This window comes from bacterium, assembly GCA_036524115.1.
In the GTDB taxonomy this organism is placed as follows: Bacteria; JAUVQV01; JAUVQV01; order JAUVQV01; family DATDCY01; genus DATDCY01.
Window position 1 is genome coordinate 1 of sequence record DATDCY010000088.1, and the last position, 15,711, is coordinate 15,711.

The window sequence follows — 15,711 nt, forward strand, 5'->3', positions numbered from 1 at the left end:
CTGCTCCGGCCGCGGCCCCCGCGCCGCCGCCCGACCCCGAGGCGCTCGCCTTCGCCGCGAAGGTCTCGGGCGTGCTCGGGGAGCTGGGCACCCCGGACGCCATGCCCGGGCTGCCGACGTGGCGCGTCGACGCGGGGCGGATCGTCGAGACGTGCACGCGCCTGCGCGACGCCGGGTTCGACTACCTGCTCTTCGTCTCCGCCGTCGACCGCCCGGCCGAGGGGCGCTTCGAGGTGCTCTACGCCTTCACGAGCTACGCCGGCGGCCGCCAGGGCGCCCTGCTCGCCGAGGTCCCCCGCGAGACGCCGGCGATCGACTCGGTCTTCGGTGTCTGGAAGGGCGCCGACTGGCACGAGCGGGAGACCTACGACATGTTCGGCATCGTCTTCCGCAACCACCCGTTCCTGAGGCGGATCCTCCTCGACGAGGACTGGCCCGGCCACCCGCTGCGCAAGGACTACGTGGACACCCTCCACGACGTCGTGAAGCGGCCCTACTGACCATGGAACTGCTCAAGGCGTTCAAGACGGCCGACGTTCCCGGCACCGAGGCCCCCATGGCCTACGAGGACTATTTCGTCAACATGGGGCCGCAGCACCCCTCGACCCACGGGGTGCTCCGCCTCGTGCTCAAGCTCGCGGGCGAGACCGTCCTCGGGGTCACCCCGGTGCTCGGCTACGTGCACCGCGGCGTCGAGAAGATGGGCGAGGCGATGACCGTGGTGCAGTTCACGCACCTGACCGACCGCCTCGACTACCTCTCGGCGCACATGAACAACTGGGGCTGGGCGCTGGCGGTGGAGGAGGCCCTCGGCATCGAGGTGCCGGAGCGGGCCCAGCACATCCGGGTGATCATGGCGGAGTTGACCCGCATGGCCTCGCACCAGCTCTGGTGGGGCGTGCTCGGGATGGACCTCGGCGCCTTCACCCCCTTCCTCTACGGCTTCCGCGACCGCGAGCGGATCAACGACATCTTCGAGAAGACCTGCGGCGCCCGGCTGACGATGAACTACATCCGTCCCGGCGGCGTCGTGCAGGACGTCGACGAGGACTTCGCCAAGGACGTCCGGGCGTTCCTCGAGTACTTCGCGCCCTGCATCACCGAGTACGAGGAGCTCCTCGGCGGCAACCTGGTCTTCCAGGAGCGCACCAAGGGGATCGGCGTGCTCTCGGCCGACCTGGCGCGCTCGCTCGGGGTCACCGGGCCGACCGCCCGCGCCAGCGGCGTCGACTACGACGTGCGCCGCGCGCGCCCCTACGGCATCTACCCGCAGCTCGCCTTCCGGGTGCCGGTCATGAGCGCAGGCGACTGCTGGGCGCGCTACCAGGTGCGCATCGACGAGATGCGCGAGAGCCTCGGCATCGTGCGCCAGGCGCTCGAGAGCATGCCCGAGGGACCGGTGCGGGCCAAGCTGCCGGCGATCGTCAAGATCCCGAAGGGGCACTGGCTCTCGCGCGTGGAGGCCGCCCGCGGCGAGATCGCCTTCTACCTGCAGGGCGACGGCGGCGAGAAGCCCTGGCGCGTGAAGGTGCGCAGCCCGAACTTCTCGAACCTCGCCGCGCTCCCGTACATCTCCAAGGGCCACCGCGTGGCCGACATCGTGGCGATCCTCTCCACGCTCGATGTCGTCATCCCCTGCATCGACCGCTGAGGCGCTGAACGCGATGGACAACTGGATCTGGCACACCGAGCGCATTCCGGCGGCCATCACCGCCTTCCTCACCGCGCTGCTCGGCAACCCGCAGCTCGTCGACCTGGTGAAGATGATCCTCGCCGCGGCGCTCCTGGCCGGCTTCGTCTCGCTCACGGCCCTCTCGCTGGTCTGGGTCGAGCGCAAGGTCGCCGCCCACGTCCAGCAGCGGCTCGGGCCGATGCGCGTCGGGCCGCACGGCATCCTCCAGACGCTCGCCGACGGCCTCAAGCTGCTGAGCAAGGAGAACATCACGCCGCTCGAGGCGGACCGGTTCATCTTCCACCTCGCGCCGCTGCTGTGCTTCGCCGCGACCTTCGTCGCGCTGGCCTTCATCCCGTGGGCGCCGGATCTGCAGGTCGTCAACTTCAACGTCGGCCTGGTCTTCGTGCTCGGGATCGGCTCGGTCGGCGTGCTGGGCATCCTCGCCGCCGGCTGGTCGAGCAACAACAAGTGGTCGATGCTCGGGGCGATGCGCGCCGGCGCGCAGATCATCTCCTACGAGCTGTCGGCGACGATCGCGCTGATCTCCATCCTGGTCTTCGCCGGCTCGCTCGACTTCCGCGAGATCGTCGCCTCCCAGGCCCAGGGCTGGTGGATCTGGCGCGCGCCGCTCGTCGGGATCGTGGCCTTCCTCATCTACGGCATCGCCTCGATCGCCGAGTGCAACCGCACGCCCTTCGACCTCGTGGAGGGGGAGAGCGAGCTGACCGCCGGCTTCCACACCGAGTACGCCTCAATCCGTTTCGCGATGTTCTTCCTCGCCGAGTTCGTCAACATCTTCCTCGTCTGCTCGATCTCGGCCACGGTCTTCCTCGGCGGCTGGATGCCGTTCCACATCGGCGGCGCCGCCGGCTTCAACCGCCTCGCCGACCTCATCCCCCCCTGGGCCTGGTTCTACGGCAAGGCGATGGCGCTCGTGCTCGTCTTCATGTGGGTGCGCTGGACCTTCCCGCGCCTGCGCGTCGACCAGATGATGCGCTTCGAGTGGAAGTTCCTCATGCCGCTGGCCTTCGTCACGCTCGCCGTCGCGAGCTGCCTGGTGACCGCCGGCTGGTACTTCTTCCCCGGGTAAGGCGGCAGGAGCGGCGGCATGGGCTATCTCGGACGGACGGTGACGGCGATCCAGGGCTTCGTCACCGGCATGGGCATCACGCTCGGGCACTACGTGCGCTTCTCGGAGGTCGTGACCCAGCAGTACCCCGAGAACCGCGAGTGCCTGAAGATGGCCCCGCGCTTCCGCGGCAAGATCCACCTCGTGCGCGACCCCGAGAACAACACGCACAAGTGCACGGCCTGCGGCCTGTGCATGAAGGCCTGCCCGAACAACTCGCTGACGGTCAAGCGCGAGAAGGACCCGGAGACGAACAAGTTCAAGCTCGCCGGCTACTATTACCACTTCGAGCGCTGCACGCTCTGCGGGCTCTGCGTCGACACCTGCAGGTTCTCGGCGCTCGTCATGGGCAACGACTACGAGAACGCCGCCTACGAGCGCGGCGCGCTCACCCTGCGGCTGGACACGCCCGACGGCGTGCCGCGGCCGGCGCCGGAGGCCCCGTGACGCTCGAGACGTTCTTCTTCTACCTCATGGCGGCGTTCATCCTGTTCTCCGCCTACTTCGTGGTGACCGCGCGCAACCTCTTCCGCTGCGCCATCGGCCTGGCCGCGGTGCTCATCGGCATCGCCGGCGTCTACCTGCTCATGGACGCCCAGTTCCTCTCGGCGGTGCAGGTGGCCGTCTACGTCGGCGGCGTCGTGGTCCTCGTCGTGTTCGCGGTCCTCATGGTCTCGGACGTCACGCAGAAGGAGTACCTGCGCTCGCCGTTCTCGCGCAGCGTCGCCGCCGCGATCATCGCCGAGCTGCTGCTGATGGTCGTCGCGGGCGCCGCGCTGATGCAGGGCTTCGGCGCCTCCCGCCCCACGCCGGCCTCGGCGCCGGTGCGGGAGATCGGGCACGCGCTGCTCGAGACGGGGCCGGGCGGCTTCGCCCTGCCCTTCGAGGTGATCTCGCTCGTGCTGGTCGCGGCGCTCATCGGCGCCTGCACGGTCGCGGGCGGGCCCGAGGACCGCGCACGGGAGGAGGGCCAGTGAACCCCGGGCTCGAGCACTACCTCGTCCTCTCGGCGCTGATCTTCAGCTTCGGCGTCTTCGGGCTGCTCACGCGCCGCAACCTCGTCGCGATGCTCCTCTGCGTCGAGCTCGTGCTCAACTCGGCGGCACTGAACTTCGTCGCCTTCCATCGCTTCCTCTTCAAGGGCGACCCCGGCGGGGTGGTCTTCCCGATCCTGATCATCGCCGTGGCCGCCGCGGAGGCCGCGGTCGCGCTGGCGGTCATCATCTCCCTCTTCCGCCACCGCAAGAACCTCGACGCGCGGGCCGCGGACACGCTCAGCGGGTGACGACGATGAACACGTTCTCCGGCCATCATCAGGAAGCGGCTTCGCTGTTCGCATCCCCAAGCCTGCAGCGCTGTGCGGGCGAGGCGCCCGCGCCATGACGACGGGCTCCTGGTTCCTCGACCACCTCTGGCTGGTGCCGCTGCTGCCGTTCCTCGGCGCGCTCCTCATCGCCCTCGTCCTGCGGCCGCTGACGAGCCCGCGCGTCTGCTCGGGGGCGGCCATCGCCGCCGTCGGCGGCAGCGCCTTCGTCGGCTGGGGCGCCGCCTTCGCCTACTTCGGCCGCCACGCGCACGACACGCTCATCCCCTGGCAGACGACCTGGCTGGCCTTCACCCCGAAGTTCCCGGGCAACGTCGGCGTGATCGCCGACGACCTCTCGATGCTGCTCGTGCTCGTGGTGACCGGCGTCAGCCTGCTCGTGCACATCTACTCCACCGGGTATCTGCACGGCGAGCCGGGCTACCCGCGGTACTTCGCCGCCCTCAACCTCTTCACCTGCTCGATGCTCGGCCTCGTCCTCTCCGTCTCCATCCTCCAGATCTACGTCTTCTGGGAGCTGGTCGGCGTCTCCTCCTTCCTGCTGATCGGGTACTACTGGGAGAAGCCGAGCGCGGTCTCGGCGTGCAAGAAGGCCTTCATCGTCACCCGCTTCGCCGACCTCGGCTTCCTGCTCGGGCTGCTCATCCTCTCCGGCTACGCCGGCGGCCTGGATTTCGCGCACCTCGGCGACCCGGCGACCATCTCCCGCCTCGAGGGCGTGACCCTCATGGGCGTGAGCGCGCTCACCCTGTCGGCAGTCCTCGTCTACTGCGGCGCCGCAGGCAAGAGCGCGATGTTCCCGCTGCACATCTGGCTCCCCGACGCGATGGAGGGGCCGACGCCGGTCTCCGCGCTCATCCACGCCGCGACGATGGTCGTCGCCGGCGTCTACCTCGTCGCGCGGCTCTTCCCGTTCTACGCCGCCACCGAGGGCGGCATGGCGGTCGTGATGGCGATCGGCACCTTCACCTCGCTCTTCGCCGCGGTCATCGCCGTGACGCAGTTCGACATCAAGCGCGTGCTTGCGTTCTCGACGCTCTCGCAGCTCGGCTACATGATGCTCGCGCTCGGCGTCGCCCGGGCCGAGGCGCCGCTCGGCTTCACCGCCTCGCTCTTCCACCTGGCGACCCACGCCTGCTTCAAGGCGCTGCTCTTCCTCGGCGCCGGCAGCGTCATCCACGCCGTGCACACCAACGACATCCGCGAGATGGGCGGGTTGCGCCGCAAGCAGCCGATCACCCACTGGACGTTCCTCATCGCCTGCCTCGCGATCGCCGGGTTCCCCGGGACCTCGGGCTTCTTCTCGAAGGACGAGATCCTCGCGGCTGCGCTGCACGGCGGGCACCCGGTGGTCTTCGGCGTCGCGCTCTTCGTGGCCGGGCTCACCGCGTTCTACATGTTCCGGATCTACTTCCTCACGTTCTGGGGCGAGCCGCGCGACCACCACAAGTTCGACCACGCCCACGAGTCGCCGGCGAGCATGTGGGTGCCGCTGGCGATCCTGGCGGTGCCCTCGATCTTCCTCGGGTACGTGCCCTTCGGCCAGTACGTCTACCGCGGGGAACTGGAGCACGCGAGCATCGACCCGATGATCGCGGTGCCCGCGACCCTCGCCGGCCTCACGGGCATCGCGACCGCGGCCCTGCTCTACGGCCGGCCCAGCGGCGCGCCCGCCCGGGTCGCCGCGGCGCTCGGCGGGCTCTACCGCACCGTCTACAACAAGTTCTACTTCGACGAGATCTACCTCTTCATCACCCACAAGATCATCTTCCGCTACATCAGCCGCCCGCTGGCCTGGTTCGACCGGCGCATCGTCGACGGCACCATGGACCTCACCGCCCAGGCCTCGCGCCTCGGCGGGGCCTGGCTGCGGCTCACGGCCACCGGGCGCCTGCAGAACGCGCTGCGCTTCGTCTCCGGCGGCGCCGCCCTGCTCATGCTGACGCTCATCTTCGCCGGGCCGGGCATCGCCGCGCTCGTCGCCGCCGGCTATGGCGGCATCGGCGCGGCCCTCGCCGTGCAGATCGTGCGCAACGTCCGCGGCACCGGCGAGCCGCTCAAGAACATCCCGCGCGACTGACACGGGACACTAACGGGAAGAACAAGGGGGACGCATGGGCATACTGACGCTCATCACCGCCGTGCCGTTCGCGGCCGTGGCGATCATCATGTTCCTGCCCGCATCCAGACTCGAGACCATCAAACGGGTCGCGCTCGTGGCCACCGGCATCGACGTCGCCCTGGCGGTCTGGCTGGTGTTCGACGCGCTTGGCCGCATCGGCGCCGGGAGCGCCCCCCTCTGGCACGTCGAGCGCTTCACCTGGCTCGAGACCCTCGGCGTCGAGTACTACATGGGCGCCGACGGCGTCGCCGTGCTCATGATCCTGCTGACGGCGGTCGTCATCTTCTGCGGCGTGCTCGCCTCCTGGCGCCACGAGCACCGCGGCAAGGAGTTCTTCGCCTTCCTGCTGCTGCTCGTCGGCGGCGTCTTCGGCGTCTTCGGCGCCCAGGACCTCTTCCTCTTCTTCCTGTTCTACGAGATCGCGGTGCTGCCGATGTACCTGCTCATCGGCCTCTGGGGCACCGGGCCGAAGGAGTACTCGGCCATGAAGCTGACCCTGATGCTCATGGGCGGTTCGGCGCTGATCGTGGTCGGCATCCTCGTGCTCTTCTTCCAGTCGGGCTCGCCGACCTTCGCCATGGACGCCATAGCCGCGCGGGGCATCCCGGCCGCGACGCAGGCCTGGGTCTTCCCGCTGATGTTCTTCGGCTTCGGGACCCTCGGCGGCCTCTGGCCGTTCCACACCTGGTCGCCGGACGGCCACGCCTCGGCGCCGACGGCGGTCTCGATGCTCCACGCCGGCGTGCTCATGAAGCTCGGCGGCTTCGGCTGCCTCAAGGTCATGTTCCTGATGCCCGAGGGCGCGCGGATGTGGGGGACCTTCTTCCTCGCGCTGACGACCGTGAACATCTTCTACGGCGCGCTCATCGCCTGCCGCAAGACGGACCTCAAGTACATCACGGCGTACAGCTCGGTCAGCCACTGCGGGCTGGTGATCTACGGGCTCTCGACCCTGAACATCACCGGATTCCAGGGCGCCGTCGTGCAGATGTTCGCGCACGGCCTGATGACCGCCCTCTTCTTCGCGCTCATCGGCATGATCTACGGGCGCACGCACACCCGCTTCATCACCGAGATGGGGGGCCTGCTCAAGGTGATGCCGTATCTCGGCGTCTGCTACATGATCGGCGGCATGGCCGGGCTCGGCCTCCCCGGGCTCGCCGGCTTCATCGCCGAGGTCCAGGTCTTCGTCGCCGCCTTCCAGGACGCCTCGCTCTCGCACCGCGTGATGACGGTGCTCGCAGCCTCGAGCGTCGTGACCACCGCCGTGTACCTGCTGCGCGCGCTGACGAAGATGCTCTACGGCCCGATCCAGGACAAGCACCACCTCGAGCTGACGGACGCGACGCTCGTCGAGCGCGTCCCCCTCGGCATCCTCGTGTTCTTCCTGGCCTTCGCCGGGATCTTCCCGATGTGGATGATCCGGCTCATCTCCAGCTCGCTCGCGCCGGTCGTGGCGCGCATCGCGGCGGTTGGCTAGGAGGTGACGACCATGGGCGCCTCGTTCTCCGCGATCAACCTCGAGGTCGGGCTCACGATCCTGGCCGCGGTCGTGCTCGGCGTGGGGATGGTCAGCCCCAAGGGCCGCAACGGCCGCGCCGAGACGCTCCTGGCCGCGGCGGGCTTCGGCCTGCTGTTCGCGGGGACGTTCGCCGGCCTCTCGCCGCTGGGCGAGGCCTTTGGCGGCGCGTGGGGCACCGGTCCGCTCTCCGTCCTCTACAAGCGGCTCTTCCTGGCCGCCGGCGCCCTCACCGCGCTGCTCGCCTGCCCCGGCGACGAGCCCCAGCCGCCGATCCCGGCCAGCCGCCTTGGCGAGGCGATGGGCCTGATGACGCTCTCGGTCACCGGCATGTGCGTGCTGGTCTCCTCCCGGGAGCTGGCGCTGCTCTACACGGGCCTCGAGCTGGTCACGATGCCGCTGGTGGCGATGGTCGCGATCCACCCGCGCCGGCCCCAGGCCGCCGAGGCCGGTCTCAAGTACGTCTTCACCTCGGCGCTCTCCTCGGGCTTCCTGCTCTATGGTCTCTCCTTCGTCTACGGCCTGACCGGCTCGACGATGCTCGCGACGATCGCCCAGCGGCTGCCCGCCGGGCCGCTGACGGTCGCCGCGCTGGTCATGGTCATGGTCGGCGTCGGCTTCAAGATCTCGGCCGTCCCCTTCCACCTCTGGGCGCCGGACGTCTACCAGGGCGGCCCGGTTGTCGTCTCCGTGTTCCTCGCCGTGGCCTCGAAGGCCGCGGGTTTCGCGCTCTTCGCCAAGGCCGTCGCCCTGGCGTTCACCCAGATCGGCGAGAGCGTGGCGCTGCTCGTCGCGGTGCTGGCGGTGCTGACCATGAGCATCGCGAACCTCGTGACGCTCTACCAGACGAACATCAAGCGGTTCCTCGCCTGGTCGTCGGTGGCGCAGTGCGGCTACCTGCTCGTCGGGCTCGCCGCCCGCGGCGTGCGCGCGGACGCCTCCGTGGCCTTCTACCTGCTCGTCTACCTGGCGTCGAGCCTCGCGGCCTTCGGCGTCGCGACCATCGTCGAGCGGGCGACCGGCCGCGAGGACATGCGCGAGTACATCGGCCTCTCCGAGTCCAACCCGCGCATCGCGTTCGTGATGATGCTCGCGCTCTTCTCGCTCGCCGGCATCCCGCCGCTGGCGGGCTTCCTCGGCAAGTTCTTCCTCTTCGCCGCGGCGGCGCAGGTCGGGAAGAACTGGCTGGTCCTGGTGGCGGCCGTCAACTCGACGGTCTCCCTCTACTACTACCTGACGGTCATCCGCTGGATGTACATCGAGAAGCCCAAGGAGGGGAGCACGCCGGTCCCGGCGATCCCGGTCTCGGCGGCCTCCGGCGCCGTGCTCGCCATCAGCACGATCGGCATGCTCGCGCTCGGGCTGCTGCCGCAGTTCCTCCGCTGGGTCGAGAGCGCCTCCGCCTCCGGCTTCTAGCGCAGGCCGCCCACAGCGGCCCATCTGCGGCGTTGCACTCCTCCCGGCTCCCTGCGGCGTACCGCGCGTACGCCTCAGTCGCCGGATCGTCGCGCGCCTTGCATCTGGACCCCTGTGAGCGGCCTGCGCGGGCTCATCCAAGACATTCGCTGATCCGTTGCGTCGCGCGCCTTGCATCTGGACCCTTCTGCGGGGCCTCCCTCACGGTTCCGAACCGGGGGCCATCTGCCGCGGCGCGTCCCTCCTGCCGGATCGTCGCAAATCCGTGGCGGGTCGCCCCTTGCATCTGACCCCGGCTCCGGCCCGGCGTGTCCCCGCGGCCTACCACTCGTGCGGGTGTGCCAAACGGCGCGCCATCGGTGTCAGAATGCTGTAGAATGGCCGGCCGGCGCGGACAACGCGTCTGAAAGGATGACGTTGGACGAGAGGGACGGGCGTTGATACAGAACAAGATCGTGGTTCGCTTCCTGGACGGGAGGCGGCTCAAGGGGTACACAGGGGACTTCCTGCCATCAAAGCCGGCGTTTCATGTCATGCCCCTGGACGCCCCCCCGGGGACCAAGCCCATGCTCGTGCAGATCTCGGAGCTCAAGGCGGTCTTCTTCGTGAAGGACCTGGTCGGCAACCCCGAGCACCGCGAGCGCCTCGAGTTCCGGCCCGACCGGCCCCCGGTGGGCAAGAAGATCCGCGTCGTCTTCCGGGACGGGGAGGTCCTCGTCGGCACCACGCAGGGCTACGATCCGACCCGCGCCGGCTTCTTCCTGGTGCCCGCCGACCACGAGTCGAACAACGAGCGCTGCTTCATCATCGGGCGCGCCACCACGAAGGTCCAGTTCCTCTAGCCGGCGCCCGGCATCGTTTCTTCCGCGGCGGAACTTGCCTGCGGGCGCTTCCATGGGGGAGGCTTCGCCCCCCGGTGGCGCGGCTGGCGCCGCTGTCACCCCCCCTGTTGTGAGAAGCGGGCCTCCTTCGCGTGCGGCGGCGGCGCCGTGACTACCCTGCGTCAGAGCGATCGTCAGTCGACAAGGCGGCAGCGGCGCCAGCCGCGCACCGAGCTCACCAGCCAGACCCCGCGCGCGGACCGCAGCTCGTCCACGCCGATGCGCCGCTCGCGCACCGTGCCGCGCTCGAGCAGCGCGGCGCGAAACGTGCCGCCGAGCAGACCGCACTCGAGCGGCGGCGTCCAGAGCCCCGCTGCGTCCCTGATGACGACATTGGCGGTCGCCGCCTCCGTGACCTCTCCCTCCCCGTTCCAGAGGATCACCTCGTCGCAGCCGCGGCGGCCGGCGAGCGCCCGCTCGTAGGGCTCGCGCCGCGTGGTCTTGTGGTGGAGGAAGAGGTCGTCCCGGCGCACCGGCTCGCGCGCGAGCGCCACCGCCAGGACGCGACGGGCGCGCGCCGGCGGGCGCTCTTCGAGAGGCACCGCGCGCAGCCCGAGCGGCGCCACGGCGATCTCCACCGTCCCGGCTTCGTCCAGCAGCAGGCGGACGCGGCGGGCACCGCGCAGACCGCGCACGGCCGCCCCGAGGCGTGCCCGCACTGCCTCCGGGTCGCAGGCGAAGCCGAAGTACTCGGCCGACGCGGCGAGGCGCCCCAGGTGCCGCTCGAGAAGCAACAGGCCCCGCCCCGGCAGCCACGCCAGGGTCTCGATGAGCCGGAAGCGGGCGGGCACGCCGCCGAGGACGAGCGTCTTGGTCCGGCACTCCGCCAGCTCCGCTCCCGCCCGCGAGTCCCAGACGATACCGCTGCCGGTGCCGTACTCCGCGCTCCCGCGCCGGCGGTCGACGACGAGCGTGCGGATCGCGACGTTCATCCAGCCGCTCCGGCCCGGCCCGAGCACGCCGACGCAGCCGGTGTAGATCCCCCGCGGCGTCCGCTCGAGCTCCGCGATGATCTCCATGGTGCGGACCTTCGGCGCGCCGGTGATCGACGCCGACGGGAAGATCGCGGCAAGGACCTCCTCGAGGGGCGCGCCGGTCTCGGCGCAGACGGTCGAGGTCATCTGCCAGAGCGTCGGGTAGCGCTCGGTCTCCCAGAGGCGCGGCACCCGGACGGACCCGGCGCGCGCGACCCGGCCGAGGTCGTTGCGCACCATGTCCACGATCATCACGTTCTCCGCGCGCTCCTTCTCGCTGGCGCGCAGCGCGTCCGCCTGCCGCACGTCGGCCGCGGCGGTCAGCCCGCGCGCGGCGGTGCCCTTCATCGGCCGGCAGGTGACCAGGTCGCCCTCGAGGCGGAAGCACAGCTCGGGCGAGGCGGAGAGCACGGCGTACCTGCCGGTGTCGATGAAGGCGCCGTAGCGCGACCGCTGCGCCCGGGCCAGGGCGGCGAACCGCGCCGCCATGTCCGCGCCGTCCCACGGCGCCCGCAGCCGGTACGTGTAGTTGACCTGGTAGGTCTCCCCAGCGGCGATGCGCCCGTGGATGGCCGCCACGGCGTCCCGGTAGATCTCCGGCGTCGGCCCGCCGCTCCACGTCGGCGTGAAAGGCGCTACGGCGCCGCCGGCCTCCGGCGCGCGCGCATCCTCGCCCCCCGCGAAGAGCGCGAACCACGCGAGGGGGACCTCGCCCGCCGGCCGCACCGTCAGCGCGTCGTCAAAGGCGGGGGAAGCCTCGTAGCCGATCCAGCCGACCGCCACCCTCCCGCGATCGATCTGCCGCCGCACCTCGGCGACAAGCGGCAGGACATCGACGAGGCGCGTCGCGACGAGCACGCCGAGCGGCTCGCGGTAGCGTCGCCAGCGCGTCCGGTCGTCGCTCCCGCAGGTCGCCAGCGCGCCGACGCCCCCGCTCGGCGCGCGGCTGCCGACACGACGCGTGTTCCGCACTGTCACCGCGCCCCTCCCGCGCCGGACAGCCGGCCGGCGTGCCGGAATTGTACCCGAGAAGCGCACGCCGGGAGCGCGACGGGGCGGCGCGGCGTCTGTACTATGATGGTTCGAGAGCGGCGGGGCGACGGCGCGGCAGCTGTGCGGAGGAACGATGGCGAAGGAACGGAAGGTCGATCTGCCGGCCCCCCTGCCCGGCACCGCGACGGAGTTGGCCGAGCGGGGCTGGGACGAGCTTGACGTGCTCCTCGTCACGGGGGACGCCTACGTTGACCACCCTGCGTTCGGCGCGGCCCTGATCGGCCGGGTGCTCGAGGCGGAAGGGCTTCGGGTCGGCGTCGTGGCGCAGCCGGATTGGCGCACGCCCGAGCCGCTCCTGGCGATGAGCCGCCCGCGGCTCTTCTGCGGCGTGACCGCGGGCAACCTCGACTCCATGGTGGCCAACTACACCGCGGCCCGGCACCGACGCTCCGAGGACGAGTACAGCGAAGGCGGGGCGGCCGGGCGGCGCCCCAACCATGCGGCCGTGGTCTACGCGCAGCTGGCGCGGCGGGCGTTCCCCGGGCTGCCGGTCGTGCTCGGAGGGATCGAGGCCAGCCTGCGGCGGCTGACGCACTACGACTACTGGGCGGACGGGCTCAAGCCGTCCATCCTCCTGGACGCGAAGGCGGACATTCTCGTCTACGGCATGGGCGAGCGCGCCGTGCGGGAGATCGCGCGGCGGCTGCGGGCTGCCGCGGCCGCAGGTGCGCCCGCGGACCTCGCCGGCATCCGGGGCACGGCGCGGCTCCTGGGCGCCCGCGCCGCCGGGGCGCTGCCGCGTCGGACACCGGCACCGGCAGGCGACACGATCGTGCTCCCGTCCTGGGAGCAGCTCCAGGCTGACCGCGCCCTGCTGCTGGAGACGACCCGCCGGACCGAGACGGAACAGAGCCCGTTCTGCGGCAGGCGGCTGGTGCAGTTCTTCGGCGACCGGGCCGTGGTCGTCGACCCGCCGGCGCCGCCGCTGTCCACGGCCGAACTGGACGCGCTGGCCGAGCTGCCGTTCACGCGCCGGCCGCACCCGCGCTACGGCGGCCCGATCCCCGCCTTCACGATGATCCGCGACTCGGTGACCGTCGTCCGCGGCTGCGCGGGCGGCTGCACCTTCTGCGGGCTGGGCCTGCACCAGGGCCGGTTCCTCTCGGCCCGCAGCGCGGACTCGGTGCTGCGCGAAGTCGAGCGGATCGCCACCGCCCCGGGGTTCCACGGCACCATCACCGACCTCGGGGGGCCGACGGCGAACCTCTACGGCTGCGCGAACGGCCTGGACGCCGCGTGCCGCTCCTGCCGGCGGGCGAGCTGCCTCTTCCCGGCACTGTGCGACCGCTTCGCGATCCGCGAAGAACCGGGGATCGAGCTGCTGCGGGCCGCCGCGCGCGTCCCCGGCGTGAGGCACGTCTTCGTGCAGTCGGGCATCCGGATGGACGTGGCGCTGCGCACTCCCCGCTACCTGCGCGAGCTGGTCCGCCACCACGTTTCCGGGCACCTCAAGGTGGCACCGGAGCACCTGCATCCGGAGGTCCTGCGCCGCATGCGCAAGCCGGCCGGCGTCTTCGAGCGCTTCCGGGAGGAATTTCGCAGGGAGAGCGCCGCCGCGGGCAGGGAGCAGTACCTCGTGCCGTATTTCATCGCCGGCTTTCCCGGCTGCACCGAAGCGCAGATGGGGGTCGTCGAGGAGTGCCTGCGCGCGACCCGCTGGCAGCTGCAGCAGGTCCAGGACTTCATCCCGCTGCCGATGACGCCGGCCGCCGCGATGTACGCCACCGGCCGCGACTACGAGACCGGCAGGCCGATCTTCGTCGCGCGCGGCGCCGGCGAGCGACTGCGCCAACGGCGCGCGCTGCAGCCTGCGGCGGGGCCGCCTCGAGGCCGCCGGCGGTGAGCGTGGCACCGCGGACGCCCGCCCATCGGAAGCAACCCATGATCGGGACGCGCCTCCATCACCTCGCCCTCGGCGCGCAGGACGTCGAGCGCATCGCGGCGTTCTACCGCGACCTTCTCGCGCTGCCCGAGGTCGCGCGGCACCGCCTCCCCGACGGCACTCTGCGGTCGGTCTGGCTGGACCTCGGGGGCGCCGTCCTGATGATCGAGCGCACGGCGGAGCCGCCCCGGCGGGTGGCGGACGTGGGCGCGGGACTCTTCCTGCTGGCACTTGCCTGCGCAGCGGAGCGGCGCGAGGCCTGGGAGCGGAGTCTCACGTCCGCCGGCGTCCGGATCGAGGGCCGGACCGAGCACACGAGCTATTTCCGCGATCCCGAGGGGAATCGGGTCGCGATCTCTTCGTACCCGTTCAACATATTCCAGAAATAGTACGTATCGGTAGTTGTCTTAGATTTGCCATTCCCGCAAGTATCTTTTATTCAGTAAACCTGCAAGACGCAGCGATCGGGTCACTGGATAAAATTCTCCGTATTATCAGACTGATACATCGAGCGATTGCCTGCTGGCACGTCGATTGCTGAACAACCAAGACGACGGGCGACGTGCACTGGGGCACGTGCCGAAGAGCAAAGCGAGGAGGAACTCGATGAACAGCAGCGGAAGAGCGTCGGGGCGTATCGGAACACGCGGAGCGGTCGCGGCACTGGCGTTGGCGGCGCTCGTCGGCGGCGCGCCGGACATCGTCCGGGCCACCCCTTCGACGACCTACTGGACGCCGATGACCGTGGACATCCAGCCCTACGGCGTCCTCCACACCGGCGTCGACAACTACTTCACCGTCTTCCGCAAGGCGAAGGACGGGGGCGGCCAGTTCCCGACCGACGTCGGCCTGACGCTCGGGGTGCTCCCCTTCGACAAGCTCAGGATGGAGGTCGGCGTCGACCTCATGGAGTCCTCGGACTACCCCCTCTCGTTCAACGCGAAGATCGGCGTCCCCGAGGATGCGTGGTTCTCCGGGCAGCCGACGCTGCAGCTGGGCGTCTTCAACGTCGGCACCAAGGCGGACGTCACCAACCAGGACGTCGTCTACGCCGTGATCGGCAAGAGCATCCCCGGGATCGGGCGCCTGTCCGCGGGTCCGTACTGGGGCAACAAGAAGGTGCTCATGGACAAGGACGGCGGCGCGGAGAACACCGGGTTCATGGTGGCCTTCGACCGCGCCTTCCTGCCGGTCAAGGACCGGGATGGGAACGAGTTCAGCCGCATCGTCCTCGCCGCGGACTACGCCTCGGGCAAGAACGCGATCGGCGGCGGCGGCGCCGGGGCGTACTGGTTCTTCACGAAGGACATCAGCCTGCTGACCGGGCCGGTCTTCTTCAACGAGGAGGCGATCAACGGCAAGTGGAAGTGGACGGTCCAGTTCGACATCAACACCTCGATCTTCTGATCCGACGGAGCCGCGGGCCCGACGCCACGGGCCCGCGGCCGCCGCTCCGGGCACCCGTTGCGTAGGTTTTCCCGAACGGGACCCTCCGGCGCCCAGGCGTCGTCGCGAGACAATCCGTTGTCACTTTCGGGGGTTGCGATCGGGATGCCGGGGTTGGCACGCTCGTTGCTGGCCCCGGAAGTCCGAACGAGCGACGAGGCGCCGCGCACCCAGGCGACGACACATGGAGGAAGGGGCGGATGGCTCAAGGATGCGGCGCCGGCGACGGACCGCGCCGGCGCCGTGTGGCATACTGGCGTCACCACAGCGCCCGGAGGGTGCCGTGAGCG

Annotated in this window: 14 protein-coding genes; 13 read left to right on the forward strand and 1 reads right to left on the reverse strand. The window is 70.5% G+C overall.

Going from position 1 to position 15,711, the window contains the following annotated elements:
- The 10 genes from VI078_04085 to VI078_04130 all read left to right on the forward strand — a co-directional run.
- Positions 1-500: NADH-quinone oxidoreductase subunit C (locus VI078_04085; protein HEY5998464.1), on the forward strand; the 500-nt coding region annotated here is incomplete at its 5' end.
- Positions 501-502: 2 nt separating this feature from the next.
- Complete coding sequence (locus VI078_04090) at positions 503-1,651, forward strand: NADH-quinone oxidoreductase subunit D (GenBank protein HEY5998465.1); 1,149 nt, start codon at positions 503-505, stop codon at positions 1,649-1,651.
- Positions 1,652-1,664: 13 nt separating this feature from the next.
- A complete protein-coding gene (gene nuoH / locus VI078_04095; GenBank protein ID HEY5998466.1) occupies positions 1,665-2,765 on the forward strand; it encodes an NADH-quinone oxidoreductase subunit NuoH in 1,101 nt (366 codons plus the stop codon).
- 18 nt (positions 2,766-2,783) lie between these two features.
- Positions 2,784-3,251: a 4Fe-4S binding protein gene (locus tag VI078_04100; GenBank protein HEY5998467.1), complete on the forward strand. Its 468-nt coding sequence runs from the start codon at positions 2,784-2,786 to the stop codon at positions 3,249-3,251.
- Positions 3,248-3,781 carry an NADH-quinone oxidoreductase subunit J gene (locus VI078_04105; GenBank protein ID HEY5998468.1) on the forward strand — a complete coding sequence of 178 codons (534 nt, stop codon included), beginning with the start codon at positions 3,248-3,250 and terminating at the stop codon, positions 3,779-3,781. The genes VI078_04100 and VI078_04105 overlap by 4 nt, the downstream gene beginning before the upstream one ends.
- Positions 3,778-4,089 (forward strand): NADH-quinone oxidoreductase subunit NuoK, encoded by a 312-nt coding sequence (nuoK, locus tag VI078_04110; protein HEY5998469.1) that lies wholly within the window; start codon positions 3,778-3,780, stop codon positions 4,087-4,089. Before VI078_04105 ends, nuoK begins: the two co-directional genes overlap by 4 nt.
- 94 nt (positions 4,090-4,183) lie before the next feature.
- On the forward strand, positions 4,184-6,208 hold the full coding sequence (gene nuoL, locus VI078_04115) for an NADH-quinone oxidoreductase subunit L (GenBank protein HEY5998470.1): 2,025 nt from the start codon (positions 4,184-4,186) through the stop codon (positions 6,206-6,208).
- Positions 6,209-6,242: 34 nt separating this feature from the next.
- A complete protein-coding gene (locus VI078_04120; GenBank protein ID HEY5998471.1) occupies positions 6,243-7,730 on the forward strand; it encodes an NADH-quinone oxidoreductase subunit M in 1,488 nt (495 codons plus the stop codon).
- Positions 7,731-7,742: 12 nt separating this feature from the next.
- Positions 7,743-9,185: an NADH-quinone oxidoreductase subunit N gene (locus VI078_04125; protein ID HEY5998472.1), complete on the forward strand. Its 1,443-nt coding sequence runs from the start codon at positions 7,743-7,745 to the stop codon at positions 9,183-9,185.
- 437 nt (positions 9,186-9,622) lie between these two features.
- Positions 9,623-10,027 (forward strand): hypothetical protein, encoded by a 405-nt coding sequence (locus VI078_04130; protein ID HEY5998473.1) that lies wholly within the window; start codon positions 9,623-9,625, stop codon positions 10,025-10,027.
- Between the two features lie 173 nt (positions 10,028-10,200).
- Here the strand turns inward: VI078_04130 and VI078_04135 are convergent, their stop codons facing one another.
- Positions 10,201-12,018, reverse strand: a complete 1,818-nt coding sequence (locus VI078_04135; GenBank protein ID HEY5998474.1) for a chorismate-binding protein — start codon at positions 12,016-12,018, stop codon at positions 10,201-10,203.
- 148 nt (positions 12,019-12,166) lie between these two features.
- Here VI078_04135 and VI078_04140 point away from each other — a divergent pair, with 148 nt between their 5' ends.
- From VI078_04140 to VI078_04150, 3 genes are all read left to right on the forward strand, one after another.
- The gene (locus VI078_04140; GenBank protein HEY5998475.1) at positions 12,167-13,936 is read left to right on the forward strand and encodes a YgiQ family radical SAM protein; all 1,770 of its coding nucleotides are present in this window, start codon (positions 12,167-12,169) and stop codon (positions 13,934-13,936) included.
- Between the two features lie 38 nt (positions 13,937-13,974).
- Complete coding sequence (locus tag VI078_04145; GenBank protein ID HEY5998476.1) at positions 13,975-14,364, forward strand: VOC family protein; 390 nt, start codon at positions 13,975-13,977, stop codon at positions 14,362-14,364.
- Positions 14,365-14,581: 217 nt separating this feature from the next.
- On the forward strand, positions 14,582-15,382 hold the full coding sequence (locus VI078_04150; GenBank protein ID HEY5998477.1) for a hypothetical protein: 801 nt from the start codon (positions 14,582-14,584) through the stop codon (positions 15,380-15,382).
- Positions 15,383-15,711: the final 329 nt, after the last annotated feature.